This window comes from Roseburia hominis (assembly GCA_040702975.1).
Taxonomy (GTDB): domain Bacteria; phylum Bacillota; class Clostridia; order Lachnospirales; family Lachnospiraceae; genus Allocoprococcus; species Allocoprococcus hominis_A.
The window spans coordinates 59,101-80,461 of the sequence record CP159990.1; the positions used below are offsets into that span (position 1 = coordinate 59,101).

A 21,361-nucleotide genomic window follows, 5' to 3' on the forward strand; every position below is an offset into this window, starting at 1 on the left:
CTAGAACTTATATCCCCAGCATCTCAAACATCTCGCGCAGTTCTTTGGCATCAGCCAGGGTGTTCTTCCAGCCATCCTTCTTTAAGTCCACCTTCCACCCTGACTCAGTCTGCTTTACTTCAATCCCTTCTCCCTGAAGAAGCAGTCTCTGCAGATCCGGCGTCTCAAAAGCGTCGACCCCGCTCAGAATTCCGGAGGCGTTCACAATCCGGTGCGCAGGGGTCGCCTCCCCCGCCAGGTTCTTCCTCAAAGCATATCCCACCTGCCGGGAATTCTTCGGTTTCCCACAAAGAAGGGCAAGCTTCCGTAGGTTGCAGCCTTTCCCCGGGGAATTCTTTGGCATACCAATTCCAAACGTTTATAAAAATCCATGTGTCTTATTTTCTCCCACAGCATTTCTTATACTTTTTTCCACTACCGCAGGGACAGGGATCATTCGGATAAATTTTCTTATCCTTCACGATTGGTTTTTGCTTTTCATGCTCTTCCATATAATCCATAAAACCACCGTCAAAATAATCCCCAAACGGATAGGAATCCTCATCCTCCCAGGTATCTTCCGGACCATACGTGAGCGGATCTTCTAACATCTTCCGGAAAAATTCATCACTTTTCTTCTTATAATCTTTCCCTTTTTCCTCATCTCCAAGTGACTCTAGCAGAATACCCGCGCGCATGAACCAATCCTGCGTATTATAATCGCATTCCACGCCTTCCAGAACATTCACGATCACTTCCCGCGCCCTATCCTTCTGCTCTCTTGCCATCCAATGCAGTGCGCTCTCATATGCACACTCAAAATTGTCCGGTTCCCTCGCAAGCCACTCTTCAAACCATCTGTCACTTTCCTCCAGTTTTTTCTGGGCCAGAAGCGCTTTTCCAATCTCAGCATTAAATGCGTTCGGGGCTGTCTCCTTCCACGCAAAGGTCTCTTTCACCTCTTTGCAAAATGTAATCAATTCCTCAAATTTTCCAGCCACAAAATAAGCCGTGGTCATATCCTGCAGCCATTCCTCAAATTCATACTCAAAATCTGTCGCCTCATCTACTTCGAACAGTTCCGGTTTCTTATACGCATTGGCCACATTTCTTTTGACACGCTCCCACACAGGCAGCCATGCTGTCAGACATTTTTCCATCTCATGCCGGTCATAGAACCTCTGCCCTTCATCAAGGCCCTTTCTCACACCTTTCCAGATGTCTTCCTCGTCCGCATATAATTCCCGGTCCCACTTGTCCCCGTTAAGGAAATCCTCATCCAACATAGCTTCAAGCTGTCTGCGGTACTCTTTCTCATCGTACTCTCTCTTCCCGTTTAGCATATCGTACATATTTTCAAGGAGAACTGCGCCGATCTTCTCCTTGGCCTGCCGCTCGCTGTATCCCCGGTCAAGGAGTTCCTCGTAAGCCTCCTTCACAAAGGTGCATTCCTCCATGCCGAGCTGATTCTCTACCACTTCCACAATCGTACTTTTTAACCTTTCATTTTCCATCTGTCGTCCTTTCCTGTCCGCGTATTTCAAACAGTGTGTTATTCTCTTCTAACCTCCATTCTAACACAGCTGTTTTATTATGGCTATGCTTTTATGACTATTGAGAAATACGGTCAAAACAAGCGCCCTCCTCTATGGCACTACCCGGCTGATATCCCTCGGAAACAACGCGGCCAGCCGCACATTTTCCATCGCAAGAAGCCTTGCTGTAAAACGTTCCAACCCAAGCCCCAGACCTCCATGCGGAGGCAGTCCACACTTGTGCGCCATCAAATAACTCTCAAAATCCCGCACATTCATGCTGCGTTTCCTCATTTTCTCTATTTGCCCGGGAAACTCATGAATACGCTGCCCTCCGGTAGTCACCTCAAGCCCTCTGAATAACAAGTCAAAACTGCACGTCACCTCCGGATTTTCCATATCGTCCATCGCATAGAACGGTCTTTTTTCACTGGGATAATGAGTCACAAACACAAACTCGCTTCCCGTTTTCTTCTTCACCAGCTCACAGAGCAGCTTTTCTTCCTCCGGTTCAAAATCCTTCCCATCCCGTATTTTTCTATTATACGCTCTTGCGACCCACTCCTTAGCCTCGGCAAACCGAAGCGCCGGGATGCTCCTCACCTCCGGTACGCGCACATGCAGAAGCTCCAGCTCCCTGCTATAATTCTCCTTCAAGTATGCCAGAGCACTTTGTATCATACAGGTCTCCATCTCCATAATCTCCTCGAAATTCCTGATATACCCCATCTCAAAATCCACACTGGTATACTCATTCAAATGCCGCGATGTGTCATGCTTTTCTGCGCGAAACACGGGTGCAATCTCGAAGACCCGTTCAAAAACTCCCACCATCATCTGCTTATAAAACTGGGGACTCTGCGCCAGATACGCCTCCTTTCCAAAATAGTTCAGACGGAAAATATTTGCTCCCCCTTCTGCGCCTGCCGCCACAATCTTCGGCGTATGAATCTCCGTAAATCTCTCCTGGACCAGATACCTTCTAAATCCCTCACATAACCCTGCCTGAATGCGAAAAATTGCCCGCTCCCTGTCATTTCTTAGCGTAACCGGCCGATAATCCAGTAAATGTTCAAGCGAAGTATCTACCCTTTTCTGGTTGATCACTACCGGTGAGGCCTCCTCCGGGACCGATAAAATCTCCACGTCCTTAATCTGAAGCTCATATCCGCCTCGCGCCCTTTCTTCCGGAACAACGGCTGCCGTAAGGATTACGCAGCTCTCCTGCACCAGCTTTTCCAGAGAAATGTCCGTGTACTCTTCACTGTACACGCACTGCACGATTTCCCGTTTTGTCCGAAGAAGCACGAAGGCAAAACCGCTCATTTTCCGGACTTTGTAAATGCTTCCGTGAATTCTGACGGTATGACCGATATACTGTGTTAATTCCTCCGCCTCAACCTCTCTTGGCGAGACGCACTGCTCCCGGACATTTGTACTTAAAACATTCCCTGCCGTTCTATTTATAACCTTGATTTCTTCCATTTCCATTTTGGTAATCCTCCTGAGATATATTTATATATTCAACGAACATTTGTAAACTGCAGTATATTACCTGCACTATATCTCTAAGGACATCGTCTCTATGTCCCATACAATCACTTCCCTTCCCGGTTCCCGTATGGCACATCATTCTTGATTTTCCTGCCAACTTACTATACCTTGTGAAACGACCGAATGGCCATGCGGGATGCCCTTGGGTATACCTTATGAAACAGCCGAATGGCCATGCGGGATGCCCTTGGGTATGATTTCCGAACCAGCACGCCTCCGCACCTCCTTATAAATAGGAAATTCATATAAAACGGCAATAAAAAACCACACGGGTATATATTCAACTCTCTACCAGTGTGGTCTCCCGCCATCATACCAGGTTCATGCCCGGCATCAGGTGTTCTATTTTTCCACACAGGCACAACGCGTCAAGCACTTGCGCCTGTAAAACACTCAGCCGCAAGTGCTGTCAATCGTCGTCCCTGTTCAGCTTAGTTAAGCAAACATTATGCATCATTTGAAACCAGCCCTTACCTTTCTTTTAGGAATAGGTATTATATTAGCATTGTTTTGAAAACTTTGCAAGGCTATTTTCTAATTATTCTCCTCTTGCCATCTCCCACTCCCGGCTTTCCCCGTCTGAACAAATCTGCGTACACGCCCCATCACAAATCCAATAGCTTTCCCCATATACCTGCGGTTTTCCACCATTTTCATCATCGCGAATCATAATATAGCTCCCATCCGGCAGCGCACAAAAAGTTTTCCCCGCACTATCCGGGTAAATAATATCCTCCAAAACACTTTTTCCATCCAGCATGCAATCCTTTAACATCTGAAAATGCGGCAGAATCATCACCTCCGTAAGTCCCAGACCCGGAAGAAATCTTTGATAATTTTCATCAACACTCTCTCCTTCCTCCTCAGGTGCCGCGTAGACCACCTCCGCACTGTTCATGGTTCCTGCACTGATTCCGATCACAATCCCCTCATATCCTGCTATCCTGCCTTTTAGCCCGATTTCCCGAAAGAAATGGTTCTGCGTAGGCACATGCCCGCCTGCCAGAATCAGCACATCAAAATTGCAGACTTTCTCTCCCATCTCTTCCCGCTTCCTATCGTCCCAGACCTCCATGGAAGCTGCCGGTAGCCCACTCATTTCAAAAGCCTCCCGCAAAATGCTCCGCATACCATCATTCACCTCTATCGCAGCAGGATTTGAACTGATAAGCAAACATTTTGCACCGCTTTTCCAAATATTCTTCAACTTATCCACAAATTGATTCCTGTTATCCAGCTCACAGGCGACCCGCCGCCCCTCCTCCTTATACGAACCACCCGGATTGCTTGTAAGAAATACGACTCTGCCCATTCCTTCTTCCTCTTTCAACATTACTTTTCATCCCCTCCTACCTTATCCTGACCGGCATATTCTTCTCACTGGACTCGACGCTTGCGAACACTGCCTTCATCGCATTCAACACATCTTTTCCATCTATCTGAGGTCTCTTATCCTCCATAACAGCCTCCACAAAGGCGTCAATAATCCCTGATTTTCCCTGGTTTTGATCTATATCGTAGAAAATATTCTCTCCTTCCTTTGTACTGATAGAAATCGCATACCACGGGTCCTCATAAATCTTCATAATACCTTTCGTCCCATAAATACAAGTTGAATCATCATCCTCCCCATAATAAGTCCAACTTGCCGTCATCGTTCCGACCACGCCATTTTCCAGTGTATAAATGCAGATTGCATTATCATCTACTCCTATCAAATTTCCTTCCGGGTCTCGTTTGTCCAATGTAGTGATTTTTGCAATTGTTTCAACAATCCTCGTATCCAGTAAATACTGGATCAGATCTGTTTTGTGCACTCCTAAATCCGCCATTACCCCAATTCCTGCTCTTTTCTTATCAAAAAACCAGTTGTTCGCTCCCCCGCTTGCGCATCCCACTTCCGGTCCTTCATGCCCAAATGTAGTTTTAAATGTCAAAACCTTACCTATTGCTCCTTGCGTAATGAGCTCCTTCGCCCTGACATGCGCTTTTGCAAATCTCTGATTATGCCCAATCATCAATTTTTTTCCATTTTTCTCCGCCGCTTCCACCATATCGATGCACTCCTTAAGCGTAACCGCCATAGGCTTCTCGCACAATACGTGCTTCCCTGCGTTCAATGCCTTAATACTGACCTCTGCATGAGCGCTATTTGCCACACATACGCTCACTGCATCTATATTCTTATCTTTCAGCAATTCTTCCAGTGTCTCAAATGCGCGCCCACCATATTGATTTGCAAGCGCACAGGCTCTGTCAAAATGAAAATCATAATAGCCTGCAATTTCTACATTTACATTCGCATCATATTCCGGTATATGCCTTTCCTGTGCGATTCTTCCACAGCCAATAATTCCTACTTTCATAATTCTTCTCCATTCTGCCTGTCACGAAGGCCTCCTGCCTACATTCTAGCATGTTAAAAATATACTGTAAATCCTGCTCCTATTAATCTATCAGCAATATGTCGGCACATTCCCAATCCCATTACGCATCAACTGATGGACTTCCTCCACATTTTCCGCTATACTACAATTATACTAAACATTCAGCAACACACCACCGGGGAGCGTTCCGCTCTTTCGTGGACACTTAACATCAAATATTTAGGAGGCCCCTATGGAACAAATACTAAATACTTTAGAAGAACGCCATCGCATAGAAATCTATAATGAATACCTGCGTAAGATACTTGAACTTTTGAAACAACTGGAAACAGTCGAGAAAATGTATGAAAAAGCGCTTCTGGAAGAAGAAATGCTGAAGGAAAAGGATACAAAAAACCGCAGCGTGTCCCTGTATGCCAGTCGTTTAAATCGTATTAAACAACAATGCGAGGAACGCTCTGCGGATATTCGGCAGCAATGCCGCCTGATTTTTGAATTAAAAGCCCAAATAGAAGCCCAAAGCTGCGCCTTGAGAAATCTGCAGGGTGCAGACCCCAAAAATTAATTCTTTATTTAAAAATGCGGTAACAAAACGCTATTTCACTTTCAAAACTTGCCACTTGAAAAAGCAAAGTGGATAGTTTATAATCAGTGTAGAAGGTAACGGAGATATTGGATTGTCCCCATTACCCCAGACGGAAACTAATGCAAACGTATTAACGAGTTACACCGGCTATCCCCTATTTGCGGTAGGGGATAGCCATTTCTCTGTCTATTTGTGGTCTTTATGATTATCTATGTATGTCAAAGCTGCAAATACAACCAAGAGCAACGTCAAAATTTCCAACGTATTCATAGCAACCCCCTTTCCGTTTCCGAAAAGGGAACCAGGACTATCCCCATACTGTCTACACTGACTACGAGAATTATAGCATATAGTATCCGGGATTACTATATAAATTAACCCCTCATTTTTAACGAGCCTTTACAGAAATCTACAGGGAAAAGCCGATACCTAACCTTTCTATTTTACAACATCCCTTTCCTCTTTTTCGCTGCGTCTATCAGTTCCCTCGCTTCATCAAATGCCCTGGGAAGGTAGTTCCCCATCCACTCCTTCCCTGTCTTTTCTTTCTGCTTAATGTCCGCCCACTTGGTCAGGACCTCACCGGAATCCGAAACCGTCTCCTCTCCAAATACATGCGGGTGGCGCCGGATCATCTTCTCGGATACTCCCCGAATCACATCATCTAAGGTAAAAAGACCTTCTTCCTCCGCAATCTGCGCATGCATCACCACCTGGAGCAGCAAATCCCCCAACTCTTCTTTCAGGTTATCCGGATTTCCGGTCTTCTCCAAAATCGTAATTCCCCCGATGACCTCCGCTGCCTCTTCGATGCAGGCCGCCTTCAAACTGGAGTGGGTCTGCTCACGATCCCAGGGACACCCGTCCTTGGCCCGAAGCCGCGCAATAACCTCCTGAAATTTCTCTAATTCTGTCATAATTCTCATCTCCTGTCTGAATATGTTCATCAATCTCTCTACAAAAACCGCAAACTACTCTGCGATAGCCTCAAATACTCTGCGACAACTCCAAAATCATTCTCTCATAACATGACCTTACCCGGCCTCTTCCATGGTATCAACATTTTCCTCTACAAATGTAAAATGAATCCCATCCTCAGATTGATAAAGCGCCCTTAACAACTTCCCATTTTCCGCATAATCGCCATCATCACCCTGACCAATCACCATATATACGATGCCATTTTTCTGATACATACTCTCTAGGGAATCGTAAGGATTGTATCCCAGACGTGCGATAATCTCGTCATTTTGCGGCAGATTGCACGACTCATAGATTGCACCGCCGTCCCGGGTCAGATAATACCCCTCCCCTTTTCCGTAGTATCCCGTATTGTCATCTTTCCAGAACACGCAGGTCGCATTGGAAAACAGATCCTGTGGCACCGGAACACTCTCCCAGTTCTCAAAGTCCGCCGACCGAAAGCTTCCATAATAATCGCTGCCGCCCGTACGGTCCAGCGCGAAACTCGCATAACAATACTTCTCCGTTTTCGATAAAAACGTATTTGCCCGATAGCCGCCCGGATAAATCACATTTTGACTCCAATTTTTCCCCTGATCCACACTATAAATCAATATGGTCCTCTGGTTCTGATACCCGACAAAAGCCGTCAGCTCTTCAGTGACCAAATAACTGTTATCCGATAAATATTCGTCATATGTCCCGTTCGGCGTCCCGCAGACCGCCTCATACGCCTCCGGCACCTCGATGAGGGTCTCGCCCCTGTCATAGGTCACATATAGCTTTTTGTCCTGGACAAAATAAGACTGCTCTTTTTCCTTGTCATACGCAAAATGCTGTGTCTGTATTTCTTCTGCTTCCTCCGCAAATTCGGGTGTCTGCATCTGATATTGCACCGGCGACATGACCTTTATTATCTGCCACCTTTTTGCGCCCCGCTTCCACTGCAGGACCCACTGGCCCTCATATTCATTTTTTACGTCCGTACTGATGAGATTCAGATTGCTTACCACCTTTCGGCTCCAACCCGATATGGTCACACGGTAATGTACTTCAATATACCCCTTCGCCAGCTCCTCCAACGAAATAATCTGCGCCTCTTTCACCCGGTAGGCGGGCGGAACTTTCCAGCCTGTATGATCCTTCACCCATTCAGCGAACCATTGCCTGGTGACATTTTCTATTGTCGGCTGTTCCAAATGATCTACGGCAAGCGCTGAGCCGATAATAAATGGTTCCCGATACGCTTTCCATGTAAAGCCGATTACTGCACCGGCAGACAAGGCTAAAATAACAACAACAATAGACAATATTTCCCATATCTTATTTTTCATACGCCTCTCCTTGATGGGTAATGAGCTGTATCAGCACCGCTGCAGCCTGTTCCTACTGTTCCTTTGCGCTGATCATCGCTTTTTTGTCCCTTCTTCTTTCCCACTTCCTCACTATTGTTGAAAGTAATCATAACAGTGGAGACGCCGCTCTGTCAAGTAAGCACATTTTACCTTTAATAACTCCTAAATTGCAAAAGTAAATTCTACTTCCCCTTTAATAACTCTGGAAATGAAAAACTAAAATTTACTTTGTATACCAAATTTACTTTTTCATTTCACACGATAAAATAGTTCTTGAATTGCTGACTCTTCCGGTGTATGATTGATACACTTGCAAGAAATCTGAATGATAAAAAGGATCACAAATCTATGGCGTTTCGCCAGTTTATTTCCATATCAAAGTATGCTTATAAGAACGGAGGGATAACCATAACTATGACCATATAATTTCCCTATTTTTATCTGTTGTGTACCTGAAACCTTTGATAAACTAAAAAAATGGCAACAAAAAACCCCTGAAAATGCTTATTTCATCAACATTTTCAGGGGTTTCCCTATTTAAAATTTCCTTAGCCGGTCACACAATTACGCATCACTTTATTTTCCCATGCTCCAATTCGTGCGCCTATTCTGCCTGTGTCTCCTTCGGAAGCACGATATTCAGCACCAGCGCCATAAGTGCCGCCGGAACGATACCGGAACCTCCGAAAATAAGCTGGATTCCATTCGGCAAATGTGCCAGGATTCCACTGCTGGAGCCGATACCATAGCCAAGTCCCAGTGCTACAGAAACGATCGTAATGCTTCTTGTATTCATCGGTTCCTTCGTAATAAGCTGGATACCGCTGACTACGATAGAGGAAAACATCATAACGGCCGCACCGCCCAGAACACTCTGCGGCATGATGGATACCAGCGCCGCAAGTTTCGGCAGAAGCCCGCACAGAATCAGGAAAATCGCTCCCGTTCCCAGCGCAAACCGATTCACGATCTTCGTCATAGCGACAAGACCTACATTCTGGCTGAATGAAGTATTCGGCAATACCCCAAAAAGGGCTGCGAAGGTAGAACCAATGCCATCGCAGATTACGCCGCCGGAAAGCTCGCTGTCCGTCGCTTCTCTTTCCATTCCGCCTTCCATTACACCGGAAATATCTCCCACAGTCTCCACCGCGGTCACGATAAACATAATCAGGACCGGAAGAATCGCCCGCATGTCAAATACCGGTTTCACCGGAAGAAGTTTCGGGACAGAAAACCAGCTTGCCTGTGCCACCTTATCCCAATTCAGCACCCATGCTTTCGTGTACTCCACTCCATCTGCATTTACCGCAGTAGTCGGAAGCACCATCCCCATGATCGCCGCAACAATATATCCTACGATAATACCGATGAGGATCGATGACGCGCTGGTCATGCCTTTCGTGCCGTGCTTCAGCGCTACGATTACCAGAAGCACAATCGCTCCCAGAACCAGATTCTCGACTGAGCCGAAATCATTTGCCGTATTTCCGCCGCCGAAGGAATTCACGCCGACTCCGATCAGTGAAAGTCCAATGGACAACACGACCGTACCTGTCACGACTGCCGGGAAGAAACGACGCAGCGGTTTCAGCAAAAATCCCAGAACGCCCTCAAAAAGTCCTCCGATAATGGATGCGCCCATAATCGCGCCATACGCAAGTACGCCGCCTCCCATCACCTGTGTTACACTGTTAAATACACCGATAAATCCTGAACTGGTTCCCATGATGATCGGCACCTTACCTCCAATCGGTCCAATGGAATATAACTGTACCAGTGTCACAATACCGGCGATCAGCATGGCATTTTGCAGAAGATCCACCTGCAGATCCGCGAATTCGCTTCCCACACCCATGCCGCAGGCACCGGTGATAATAAGAAGCGGGGTCAGATTGCCCACAAACATGGCAAGCACATGCTGAAGTCCCAGAGGGATCGCTTTCTTAAGCGAAAGTTTTCCATAGAAGTCAAATTCTGCTCCTTTGTTCTCTGACTGATTCATCTTTTGCTCTCTCCTTTTTTTGCATTCTTTTCAACGCTAGAAGTATACCTTATCCTGGAAGATTTGTACAGAATATTTTTAGATTTTTTGACAAAATTACATCTTGTAATTTAAACTTTTTAGGTATATGATTAATACACTTGCAAGAAATTCAATTATTAATGGGTTCACAACTTCATGGCGTTCCGCCAGATTATCTCCAGATCGAAGTGCATTTTAAAGAACGGAGGGGTAACTATGACCATATAATTTTCTACTTTTATCTGTTACACACCAGAAAATTATGATAAACTAAAGGAGAATATATGCACAAAAAACAAAATATCATACCGCTGAAAGACCTGAACCTCACCAGTCGGTTTCTATTCGACGAAGTGATGGATGACCCACAGGCACACCAGGATGCACTTAGTATTATTTTCGGCAGGAACATTCCGTTGCTCAGCAAGGTCGAAACAGAAAAGGAACTACGAGTGTCACCGCTCAGTCGTTCAATCCGCATGGACGTATTTTCTATGGATGAGGGGAATTCTGTTTATAATACAGAACTCAGCGAAGAAATTGGAGTGAAGTATATGCAGGCTTGGGAAGAAAAGTATTATGAACGTGAAGAAGGACGTGAAGAAGGGCGCAAAATCGAACGCCAGGATATGATAAAAAAGAAACTTCAAAAAAACAAATCTCCGGAAACAATTGCAGACGAATTGGAATTGACTCTTGAAACAATTCTCAAGCTCATCAAGGAAATGGAAGCAGAACCGAGATGAACGTCCACTGGACGTTCACTCAGGTATGCTTGGCAACCAACGTTAGGTCCACTGAATCTTATTTCAGATATGCATAGCAACATGAATAGTATAAATGAAGGTCCGACGGACCTTCATTTATATTATATACATCTCATCTACAATTCGCGATACCACCAAGCCTTTACCGAAAGAATCCCTCCCAAATCCTTCCCCTCTCCCCATGTCCTCGCCGCATCAAAAATATCCCGCTGCTGTTCCTGTGAAAGCAGATCTCCCTGCGAGACTACATATCGATACTCACATACGACGCATTTTTTCTGCCCCCAGGGCGCAGTAAGTGCACGCACCAGATGAGACGGCGTGATCACCTCTTCTTTCCCACATTCCAGACATTCACAGGCTCTCTCGTACCTGCAACACGCCTGTGCAAATGTCTGCCCGACGGCACCGGATCCAGCTACGCCGATCACCAAATCCGTCTCCACTGGCAGCACCGGTTCATGCTCCGCGGGAACCTTAAACGGAAGCCTCCTGCTGCCATCGGCCTCTACAAGCACCACGTCGTAGCTCTTCCGCAGTGTTACCGGATATTCCCGGGAAATCCCCTTAATTTTTCCATCTCCACACGGTAGCCCAATCGGCTCAAACCCGTACTTTCCTCCTACTGCCATATGTGTTGTGGTCGTCACTGCCACAGATGCCCCTCTTTCCTGCAATTCCCGCGCCAGTTCGAAAATCAGCGTTGTCTTACCCCCGGCGCCCACTACACTAATGATACGATGCTGCTCTAGTCTGATGCGCAACTTATCTGCCAGCGAAAACTTCTGCATTTCCATAATTCCCTCATTCCAATCACATTCCGGATATTTTTCTTACTACCATGCAGTATACTATGTTTTTCTCTCCCCTGTAAACCCTCGGTATCTATTTCATTTTTCACACTTTATTTAAAAGTTAAATATTCTATGACTTCCATATGTTTTATGTTATAATGGGAATATGGGATCGTATGCAGACCTGTAATCTTAATTCCGATCTCCGTTTTTTTAACTGCAATTATAGAAAGTGAGGATTTATGAATGCCAAAGAAACGCCGTTCCACCAAAAGCCGTATTATCAAGGCTGCCTGGAATTTATTCTATAAACATGGATATGACCAGACCACGGTAGATGAGATCATTGCTGCGTCCAAGACCTCCAAGGGGACCTTCTACCATTATTTTAAGGGAAAAGAAGCTCTGCTCAATACCTTGTCCTACCTGTTCGATGACAAATATGAAGAACTGGCAGGGGTGGTCGACCCGGGACTTTCCGCCTACGATAAACTGCTGTATTTTAATCACGAGCTTTTTTATATGATCGAGACCAGTATTGACGTGAATTTGTTGGCCTCCTTATATTCTTCCCAGCTCGTGACCAAAGATAAACGCTCTCTTCTGGAAAGCGACAGATATTATTTTACCTGGCTCACCGAGACGATCACCGAGGCGATTAGCTCCGGGGAGTTCAAGGACACCAGCACGCCGCAGGAGCTGCTTAAGATTTACGCCATGTACGAGCGGGCACTTCTCTACGACTGGGCGCTCTGCAAAGGGCGGTATTCCCTGACAGAGTACAGCGACAAGCTGCTTCCCCATGTGTTGGATCAGTTTAGAGAAGGATTCTAAATCGTTAGTATGAAAACGAATTAAAGATTCGCCGAATCTTTACTAAGGCACACATAATAGCCAAATAATGGCCAACAGACCATACTTCAGATATGCCTGGCAAATAAAAATACAGTAACGAAACACATTTCCTGCTTCGCTACTGTATTTTTTATGAATACCCTTATGAGTCAAATCGCCCTCAACAAGCAGCGGAATATTTGCCTCTCTACACCATGCACTCATGCATGTCCTCTTCCTGGACTCCGATACCGCTCATCACCTGTTTCAGAACCTCTTTATCGGCAAGGTCTGCGCACCATGACAGGCCGCACCCTGCGGAGATCGCTCTTGGCACCGGAATCAGACGGCCCGGAGCGTTCTGCTCCTTGCAGGCCTTCTCCATCGCCATCGCATCGGCAGTCGTATGGAAGGTCACTACCAGTTTTAATTCTTTCTGTCTCATTATTCAATCACAATTTCAAATTCAGAGCCCTTCTCTGTGGTGGTCGCTTTCTTTCCGCGGTCTTTTGCAAACTTTTCCACGTTGGTTCTCTGGTGTGCTTCGCTTACCAGCACCTTGATCGGCCCTTTCGCGCTTTTTAGCGCCTCAGCAGTCATCATCAGCGGTTCCGGACAGGAAAGTCCTCTTGCATCTACTTCCTTCATATTATTTTACCTTCTTTCTTAGAATAGCATATTGTTTTCTAAATGACCAGACCTATTTTGCAGACTCTCTCTTATTAGTAAATGCGATTACGAACAAGACTACAATACAGATAATACAAGCCACTTTTCCGTTCGTTGATACTGCGCCTGCGACCAGTTCTTTTGTCTCGGCATTAATCGCTGTTCCGCTTGCTGCAAGTCCAAAGTTGTGGCAAAGTGCTGCGCCGAAGAACAAGCCCAGAACAGTCACTGCCGCATCAGAGGAGCCCTGTCCTGCAAGGATCAGCTGGCGAAGCGGACAGCCGCCGGCCAGAACTGCTGCAAAGCCAACTGCATACATGCCAAGAATATTCCACAAATGCTCGGAGTGTGCAATGATTCCCGGTGTGTTAAAGCCTAACACGAACCTGTTCGTCGCAGCGTTGAAGATCAGCATAACAACAAACAGACCGACGATTACACTGAGCAGGTCAAAATTCTTCATCAAAACAACGTCACGGATACTTCCGGCAAAGCACATTCTGGATTTCTGTGCAAATGCGCCGAAAATCAGGCCGCCAATCAGGGACATAATGATCGGAGCATGCATGCTTCCCGGTCCCGCCTGGCTTGCCTTTAAGAGTGTGGTGCAGGTAGCAAGGATCAGGATTCCGACCATGATAGCCGGAAGCACGGCGCCACTTGTTTTGTTCGTCTCATGCGCACGTCCAAGGCTGAAGCCTTTCTTCAGTGCAAAAGCTCCTGTGGATACGCCCAGGATAAATCCGATCAGCGCAACCCACGCATTCAAGTCACCTGCGGACATACGGATCACCATACGAAGCGGGCAGCCCAAAAATACAAGGGAACCAATCATAATAATCATTCCCAGCACGAAACGGATCATCGGTGAAGAACCACCTGTGGAACGATACTCCTTCGTTGCTACGGAAATGATGAATGCTCCAAGGATCAGACCGATAATCTCCGGTCTCGCATACTGTACCACCTCTGCCTGGTGCATTCCTAAGGAACCCGCCATATCACGCACGAAGCAGGCAATACAAAATGCCATGTTTGCCGGGTTTCCAAAGTATGCCAGACAAGCCGCTACTAATCCGCACACCACGCCGGCAAGCGCAAGTTTCTTCTTTGAATCTGATAAATTCATGTTACGTCCTCCTTTTTCTCTCGGCAGAAGGGCAATTCTTTTGTTCGCTTTAACCCTCTCATTTTGTTTTCACGCCATCTAAAAAATCTTATTCTTCTGCCAGTTCTCTCACTGCCCTTATGGCAGTTTCTATTTCCTCATCCGTGTTGAAATGTGAGAAACTGAATCTCACCGCTCCCTGCTCCACCGTCCCTAAGGCTTCGTGCATAAGCGGTGCACAATGCGCCCCCGGTCTTGTGGAAATGCCATATGTCATAAGGAGCTCATCGCTCACTTCTGAAGAATCATAATCACCGATATTTAAGCTCACGATGGCACAGCGGTCTGTCGTCGTAAAATCGCCGTATACCTTCACGCCGGGAATATCCTTCACCCCATTATAAAATCTGGTCATAAGTTCCTGCTCTCTGGCACGAATCTGATCAATGCCTATTTCCATCAGATACCCGATCGCAGCTCCCAGTCCCGCAATACCATGTCCATTCAAGGTTCCGGCCTCCAAAGCCGTCGGCATCTCCGAAGGGTGCTTCTTATTGTAAGTCTGCACGCCGCTGCCGCCGGACTTAAGCGGTCGCAGAGTCAATCCCTCCCGCACGTACAGCCCGCCGGTTCCCTGCGGTCCCAGCAGCCCCTTATGTCCGGTAAAGCATAAAATATCGATTTGCATCTTCTGTACGTCAATCGGAAATACCCCCGCAGTCTGCGAGGCATCTACCACAAACAGGATTCCATGCCTATGTGCGATCTCCCCGACCCGCGCGATATCCACCAGATTACCGGTCAGATTTGAACCGTGCGTACACACAATCACCTTTGTATTCTCCCGGATCTCCTTCTCAAAATCGTCATAGTCTATCGTGCCCTGGCGATTGCTCTTAATAATGCTCAGCTCCACCCCTTTTTCCTGCAATTCGTACAGCGGGCGCAGAACAGAATTATGTTCCAGCATCGTCGTGATCACATGATCCTTCGGCTCCAATACTCCTTTTAGAGCCGTGTTCAGACTTTCCGTCGAATTAGACGTGAACGCAATCTGCTTCGGGCTTACCGCATGAAAAAAACATGCCAGCTTTTCTCTGGCATCATAAATCGTCCGCGATGCATCAAGCGACGCCGCATGTGCTCCCCGTCCTGCATTTCCCATAGAACACATGGCAGCCGTTACCGCTTCGATCACAACCTGCGGCTTCTGCATCGTTGTCGCTGCATTATCTAAATAAATCATATCCCTCTCCTCTTTAACCTGATATCCTAAGATATAAAATAAACAAAATTTTTCCATCAATTCTACTCTTAGTATAGTACCTGGATATCCCCTCGTCTAATTGAAAAGCATAATAAATCCCCTTCATTTATAGATGGATTCTATAAATGAAGGGGATTTATATTTCTTGTCTTTCACACAAAAAACCAGGGGTGCCAAAGCAACTCATAAAGAATTTTACTCTTCCTCCTGCCGTGTTTCATACAGTCCTTTAACTACTTTGATAAAACGCTCTGCCGACGCGGATAACTGATAATTCTTATTATATACCAGATTCAGATCCCTGCCGCCTCCCTTTCCTGATAGGGGAAGCTCCAGTACTGCGCCGGATTCGATCTCGTCATAGGCTGCCAGCCGGGAGAGCATGGCGATTCCGATCCCGGTCTTTACCGACTTCTTGATCATCTCCGTATTCTCGCTGCTGGCCACGATATTCAGTTTATCCACATCAACCCCGGCTCTTCTTAACTGCTTTTCCGCCTCTTTTCGTGTCCCTGAGCCTTCTTCTCTCATAATCACATTCTCAGACTGCACCCAGCGAAGCGAAGTCTCTGTTTCCTTGATCCTTCTATATTTCTCTGTATTCGGAGTCAGTACGACCAGCTCGTCCTTATAAAGAGGAATATATTTGCAATGCTTCTTCTCCAGAACAGTTCCGGTAAATCCTACCTCTACCATATGTCCCACGATCTTCTCCACTACCTGGCTGCTGTCCATCTCCATGATCTTGAACTGCTCATGAGGGTGCTTTTTGCTGAATTCCGCCAGAATGCCTGGAAGAAGATACTGTGCCGGAACCGTAGACGCTGCGATCGTAATACATTTCGTTTCTTTTTTGGCATCCGGGGCGAAAATTGATTCGATTTTCTTCTCTATATCAATCATTTGCCGCGCATACTGATAGAGCGTCCTTCCATCTTCTGATAACGTTACTTCCTTTGTATTTCTCACGAACAGACGCACATTCAGTTCCTTTTCCAGCGTGGAAATATGCGCGCTGACTGTCGGCTGAGTCAGGTAAAGTGACTTAGCCGCTTTGGAAAAGCTGCCGCTCTCCGTCACCTGTACAAATGCCTCTAATTGTTTTAAATTCATTAGTATGCTACCCTTTCACTCTCTGCTCCTAATTTCTTAGTAACCTTGATGCTGTCCATATACTCTAAAATTGGTTTTGCACTTTTACGGCTGGTGGAGAACATATCTCTGACCTGGGCGATCGTAATGACGTCCTCGCCCTTCAAATGCTCCCGGATCTTCTCCTTCGCCGCATTCATCAAATGTGCCATGGTAAACATTTCTTCATTAATTCTGAGCGCCACGCCCTCATCGATCAGCATGAGCAGAACGTCCTCCACCGTTTCCCGGGGGATACCGCCGAAATCAATCTCCGTAAACCTGACGAAATCATACCCTGCCTTCTCAAATGCACCCACAAGCAGCTTCTCCGTCTTCTGGTAAATGGCATCTTTAGGCACAACGTAGTCAGATAAATACAGATATTCCTCTCTCCGCCCGAAGACTCCCTCCGCTGTCATTCGCTCAATGTAGGCGTCAAATACGATCGGTTTGACCTTCTTCATAAAGGTGTTGTGAATCTCCGCCTTCTTCATTCCGTATCGATAGGGGTGCTTCTTATGGTACGTACCAAGCGCCTCCATAATCTTCTGCCGCATGGCCAGCTCACTGTCGCGGTGCCACAGGTATACATCCTTTTTCATAGGGAATTCATAGACCGTTCCCTCCGCTTTCAGTTCTTCCAGATATTCCGTCAATTCTTCTGCCGAATGTGCCATCAGCTTCGCCAGTTCAGACAGCGTGATCATCGTATCTCCATGCTCCTTGATATGAAGCTCCATGACATCGGCAAGTGAGCCGGACTCTTTACGCTTAAGTTCCTCGATGACCTTCTCGTCGAATCTTCTCTTTCTCGTCGGATTTGGTTCCAGAACCACGCCGCCGCCGATGGTCTCCATCGGAGAATAAAAACGCACAACAAATCTGTCGCCCCGTTTTAAGGCAATCTCTTCTTCCAACCGAAGCTGCACCAGCCCGCTCTCGCCCGGACCGATTTCTTCTTTATCAAGAAGGACGGCGCGGCAAAGGATCTCACTGGTCCCGGTGTACAGATGAAGACGCTCATGGTTCGTCACAATCCGCATGGAATCCGGCAATACATTCAGTTTCACATCCAGAAGATCCGTATTCTTCATATTGTTCTTCGGCGCGATCACACACCCTCTGTGAATCTCTTTTTTCTTGATATTAGACAGGTTGATGGCTACACGCTGTCCGGCATAGCACTTGTCCTTATCCTGTCCATGTACCTGAATGCTCCGGATCTTACACTCTTTACCGATCGGATACATCTCCAAAACATCATCCTTGGAAATCGTTCCCGAGAGCAAGGTCCCCGTAATGATCGTTCCAAATCCCGACAGCGTAAACACACGGTCGATCGGCAGACGCGGAATCGTCATGGTGTCTTTTGCCGTCACTTCATCCGCCATCAAATGCTCTATGGTCTCGGTCAGTTCATCGAGTCCCTGTCCTGTAGCCGCCGAGACCCGCACTACCGGTGCATTCTCAAGGAAGGTGCCTGCAAGCTCTTCCTGAATCTCTTCCTCCACCAGCTCCAGCCATTCCTCATCTACCAGATCACATTTATTCAGGACCAGAATGCTTTTCTCAATTCCCAGAAGTCCCAGAATATCCATATGCTCTCTTGTCTGCGGCATGATGCCCTCATCCGCAGCGACCACCAGCATGACGAGATCCATTCCCACGACGCCCGCCACCATATTATTGATAAATTTCTCATGGCCGGGAACGTCGATGATTCCCACACGGTCTCCATTTTTCAGATCGAACCATGTAAATCCCAGATCGATGGTGATGCCCCTGCGCTGCTCTTCCTCCCACCGGTCTGTGTTGCGCCCGGTGAGCGCCTTAATAAGCGTCGTCTTTCCATGATCAATATGTCCCGCAGTTCCTATGATAATGTTCTTCATAACAATTCTCCCAGCATTTCCACAATCTTTTTGAACCACCGCGATTCAATTGTTCTTATGTCCAGATAAATAGTGTCATTCGCCGTTCTCGGAATGATTGGCATCTCCAGATGGCGCATGGCCTCTTCCAGCTTCGGCACACTGATCTGCCGGGGCTTTAATGTCACTGCCATACTTGGGATCCTCTCCAAAGGAAGAGAACCGCCGCCAATCTGAGACTCACATTTCTCCACGCCGATCTCGGCATTAAGCTGTGCATGTTTCAGCATCCTCTGCAGGGTGCGGGCACGCTTTGCGACCTCTTCCGGCTTCTCGTTTATCATTCTCAGCACCGGAATATTTTTCACTGCCTTTTCCTCGGATAAATATTCCATCAGAACCAGTTCCAGCGCCGCCGCCGTAAATTTATCGATCCTGAGCGCACGGGTGAGCTGATTCTTCTTCATCTTGTCGATGTATTTCTTTTTTCCTATAATAATCCCTGCCTGCGGTCCTCCCAGCAGCTTGTCCCCGCTAAAACACACCACATCGGCACCCTTGCGGATCGAATCCTGCACCGTCGGCTCATAGGTGAGGCCATATTTGCTCAGGTCCACCAGCACTCCGCTGCCCAGATCCTCAATGATCGGAAGGTCATGCTCCTTCGCCAGCGGCACCAGATCGTCGATGGTGACCGTATCCGTAAATCCCACGATCCTGTAGTTGCTGGTATGTACTTTGAGGAGAGCCTTGGTCTCCTCGGTGATTGCCTCCTCGTAATCGGAGTAGTGGGTCTTATTTGTAGTTCCCACCTCCACAAGAGAGGCGCCGCTTTGCTCCATCACATCAGGAATCCGGAATTTACCACCAATCTCCACCAGCTCACCGCGGGAAACGACGACCTCGCCGCCCTTTGCCATAGAACTTAAGATCAGCATCACGGCTGCCGCATTGTTGTTCACCGCCATAGCCGCCTCAGCTCCGGTCAGCTTGCACAATAATTGCTCAAAATGAGAGTATCTCTCTCCCCGCCGTCCGGCTTCCAGATTATATTCCAGGTTGGAGTACCCGGTCACAATATCGGCTAACTTGGCAGCATGCGCCTCGCTGATCGGTGCGCGCCCCAGATTCGTATGCAGAATCGTCCCGGTGCCGTTGATGACCATGCGCATATTCGGCGTATGCATCTCCTCCACTTTGCGGCAGATACTTTCAGGAAGCGCCTCCACTTTCGCAGACGCTTCTGCTTCATCCTCGCAGGTTCCGATATATGCACGCAGACTTTCCATCTCGCTTCGGATTGCCTCCATAACGGTATCTCTGCCGTAGTCTGCGATCAAAAGCTGAATACACTCCATTTCCAACAAAACATCTACTTTGGGGATCCTTCGGTATAGTAAATTCTTATTCATTTTCTTCCTCTTCTACTCAAAATGTGATTTCCCTTACTTCAAATAACGATATCTGGCAGTTTTCGTGACTAATGCAAACGAATCAGCTTATCACTCTTTTCAGATACCGTACCGATAATGGATACTTTGGTATCCATATTCTTCTTCTCGAACTCCTCCATGATCGTCTCCACATACTGCGGCGCCACACTGATCAAAAGGCCGCCGGAGGTCTGCGGATCGTAGAGCAGGTCAATGAAATGCTCTTCCACATTTCCCATATCAACCTTCATGTGGGAATAACCACGGTTCTTGTATGCACCGGCAGGCACCAGTCCCATCTTCGCATAGGCGATCGCCTCATCAAAATATGCGATGTCATGGACGTTCAGTTCAAAGGTCACTTCACTGGCCCCGGCCATCTCCACACAGTGTCCCAAAAGCCCGAAACCGGTAATATCCGTGCATGCGCTGACCGGATAGGCCTCTACCACCTGCTTTGCCTTCTTATTCAGTGACGCCATTGCGATCTCCACTTCCCTGATGGCAGCCTGAGACGCCATCTCCGCCTTGATCGCCGTATTGACGATTCCGCTTCCCACCTGCTTGGTGAGGATCAGAACATCTCCCGGCTTGCAGCCGTAGTTCTTAAAGATTCGTTTCGGGTGAACAAATCCGGACACGCAAAGCCCGTATTGGGGCTCGTCATTCTGTATAGTGTGTCCTCCGACAAGAACGGCTCCCGCCTCTTTTACCTTGTCAGCCCCGCCTGCCAGAATATCTCCTAAAATGGACGGGTCCAGACAGTTCGGAAATCCGACAATATTAAGAGCCACCTTCGGCTCCCCGCCCATGGCATAAACATCGCTTAGGGAGTTTGCCGCTGCAATCTGGCCAAACATATACGGATCGTCTACGATAGGGGTAAAGAAATCAACCGTCTGTATCATCGCAATGTCATCTGTTACCTTGTAAATTGCCGCGTCATCAGACGTCTCAATTCCGACCAGTAAATTATCATCATGAAACTTCGGCAGCTTACCCAGAACCTGGGCAAGGGTCTCCGGACCGATCTTGGCAGCTCAGCCCGCCGTTTTTGTCATCTGCGTAAGTCTTACATTCTTACTCATATATATTTTCT

At 47.1% G+C, this 21,361-nt stretch carries 19 protein-coding genes and 1 pseudogene; 3 read left to right on the plus strand and 17 right to left on the minus strand.

Translation table 11 applies throughout. The features are described from left to right. Window positions 1-7: 7 nt before the first annotated feature. The 5 genes and pseudogenes from ABXS75_00245 to ABXS75_00265 all read right to left on the minus strand — a co-directional run bounded on the left by ABXS75_00245 (window position 8) and on the right by ABXS75_00265 (window position 5,437). Window positions 8-372 (minus strand): annotated as a pseudogene (locus ABXS75_00245) (MGMT family protein). Window positions 373-377: 5 nt separating this feature from the next. Next, window positions 378-1,493, minus strand: coding sequence for an SEC-C metal-binding domain-containing protein (locus ABXS75_00250; GenBank protein XCP85277.1), 1,116 nt, complete (start codon window positions 1,491-1,493; stop codon window positions 378-380). A 132-nt stretch (window positions 1,494-1,625) separates the two neighbouring features. Continuing rightward, on the minus strand, window positions 1,626-3,005 hold the full coding sequence (aspS, locus tag ABXS75_00255) for an aspartate--tRNA(Asn) ligase (GenBank protein XCP85278.1): 1,380 nt from the start codon (window positions 3,003-3,005) through the stop codon (window positions 1,626-1,628). Window positions 3,006-3,606: 601 nt separating this feature from the next. Further along, window positions 3,607-4,401: a Type 1 glutamine amidotransferase-like domain-containing protein gene (locus ABXS75_00260; protein ID XCP85279.1), complete on the minus strand. Its 795-nt coding sequence runs from the start codon at window positions 4,399-4,401 to the stop codon at window positions 3,607-3,609. A gap of 16 nt (window positions 4,402-4,417) precedes the next feature. Next, window positions 4,418-5,437, minus strand: coding sequence for a Gfo/Idh/MocA family oxidoreductase (locus ABXS75_00265; protein XCP87206.1), 1,020 nt, complete (start codon window positions 5,435-5,437; stop codon window positions 4,418-4,420). A gap of 250 nt (window positions 5,438-5,687) precedes the next feature. Here ABXS75_00265 and ABXS75_00270 point away from each other — a divergent pair, with 250 nt between their 5' ends. Further along, on the plus strand, window positions 5,688-6,020 hold the full coding sequence (locus ABXS75_00270) for a hypothetical protein (protein XCP85280.1): 333 nt from the start codon (window positions 5,688-5,690) through the stop codon (window positions 6,018-6,020). 464 nt (window positions 6,021-6,484) lie between these two features. On the opposite strand, the gene ABXS75_00275 is transcribed toward ABXS75_00270, so the two are convergent. From ABXS75_00275 to ABXS75_00285, 3 genes are all read right to left on the minus strand, one after another. Next, the gene (locus tag ABXS75_00275; GenBank protein XCP85281.1) at window positions 6,485-6,958 is read right to left on the minus strand and encodes a MazG family protein; all 474 of its coding nucleotides are present in this window, start codon (window positions 6,956-6,958) and stop codon (window positions 6,485-6,487) included. Window positions 6,959-7,075: 117 nt separating this feature from the next. Further along, window positions 7,076-8,338: a hypothetical protein gene (locus ABXS75_00280; protein ID XCP85282.1), complete on the minus strand. Its 1,263-nt coding sequence runs from the start codon at window positions 8,336-8,338 to the stop codon at window positions 7,076-7,078. 625 nt (window positions 8,339-8,963) lie between these two features. Next, window positions 8,964-10,364, minus strand: coding sequence for a nucleobase:cation symporter-2 family protein (locus ABXS75_00285; protein XCP85283.1), 1,401 nt, complete (start codon window positions 10,362-10,364; stop codon window positions 8,964-8,966). Window positions 10,365-10,669: 305 nt separating this feature from the next. On the opposite strand from ABXS75_00285, the gene ABXS75_00290 reads away from it, so the two are divergent. Continuing rightward, window positions 10,670-11,131 carry a hypothetical protein gene (locus ABXS75_00290; protein ID XCP85284.1) on the plus strand — a complete coding sequence of 154 codons (462 nt, stop codon included), beginning with the start codon at window positions 10,670-10,672 and terminating at the stop codon, window positions 11,129-11,131. 137 nt (window positions 11,132-11,268) lie between these two features. On the opposite strand, the gene yqeC is transcribed toward ABXS75_00290, so the two are convergent. Further along, entirely contained in the window at window positions 11,269-11,949 is a 681-nt protein-coding gene (yqeC, locus tag ABXS75_00295) for a selenium cofactor biosynthesis protein YqeC (protein XCP85285.1), read from the minus strand. A gap of 243 nt (window positions 11,950-12,192) precedes the next feature. Between yqeC and ABXS75_00300 the strand changes: the two genes are divergently transcribed. Then, complete coding sequence (locus tag ABXS75_00300; protein XCP85286.1) at window positions 12,193-12,780, plus strand: TetR/AcrR family transcriptional regulator; 588 nt, start codon at window positions 12,193-12,195, stop codon at window positions 12,778-12,780. A 208-nt stretch (window positions 12,781-12,988) separates the two neighbouring features. Here ABXS75_00300 and ABXS75_00305 read toward each other — a convergent pair whose 3' ends face one another. The 8 genes from ABXS75_00305 to selD all read right to left on the minus strand — a co-directional run bounded on the left by ABXS75_00305 (window position 12,989) and on the right by selD (window position 21,350). Further along, entirely contained in the window at window positions 12,989-13,225 is a 237-nt protein-coding gene (locus tag ABXS75_00305; protein ID XCP85287.1) for a DUF3343 domain-containing protein, read from the minus strand. Continuing rightward, window positions 13,225-13,428, minus strand: a complete 204-nt coding sequence (locus ABXS75_00310) for a sulfurtransferase TusA family protein (GenBank protein ID XCP85288.1) — start codon at window positions 13,426-13,428, stop codon at window positions 13,225-13,227. Before ABXS75_00310 ends, ABXS75_00305 begins: the two co-directional genes overlap by 1 nt. Window positions 13,429-13,480: 52 nt before the next feature. Continuing rightward, on the minus strand, window positions 13,481-14,578 hold the full coding sequence (gene yedE / locus ABXS75_00315) for a YedE family putative selenium transporter (GenBank protein XCP85289.1): 1,098 nt from the start codon (window positions 14,576-14,578) through the stop codon (window positions 13,481-13,483). 88 nt (window positions 14,579-14,666) lie between these two features. Then, a complete protein-coding gene (locus tag ABXS75_00320) occupies window positions 14,667-15,803 on the minus strand; it encodes an aminotransferase class V-fold PLP-dependent enzyme (GenBank protein XCP85290.1) in 1,137 nt (378 codons plus the stop codon). Window positions 15,804-16,019: 216 nt separating this feature from the next. Further along, window positions 16,020-16,937 (minus strand): selenium metabolism-associated LysR family transcriptional regulator, encoded by a 918-nt coding sequence (locus ABXS75_00325; protein ID XCP85291.1) that lies wholly within the window; start codon window positions 16,935-16,937, stop codon window positions 16,020-16,022. Continuing rightward, window positions 16,937-18,850, minus strand: coding sequence for a selenocysteine-specific translation elongation factor (gene selB / locus ABXS75_00330; protein ID XCP85292.1), 1,914 nt, complete (start codon window positions 18,848-18,850; stop codon window positions 16,937-16,939). The genes ABXS75_00325 and selB overlap by 1 nt, the downstream gene beginning before the upstream one ends. Beyond that, entirely contained in the window at window positions 18,847-20,241 is a 1,395-nt protein-coding gene (gene selA / locus ABXS75_00335; GenBank protein XCP85293.1) for an L-seryl-tRNA(Sec) selenium transferase, read from the minus strand. The genes selB and selA overlap by 4 nt, the downstream gene beginning before the upstream one ends. A 68-nt stretch (window positions 20,242-20,309) precedes the next feature. Further along, window positions 20,310-21,350 (minus strand): selenide, water dikinase SelD, encoded by a 1,041-nt coding sequence (gene selD, locus ABXS75_00340; protein ID XCP85294.1) that lies wholly within the window; start codon window positions 21,348-21,350, stop codon window positions 20,310-20,312. Window positions 21,351-21,361: the final 11 nt, after the last annotated feature.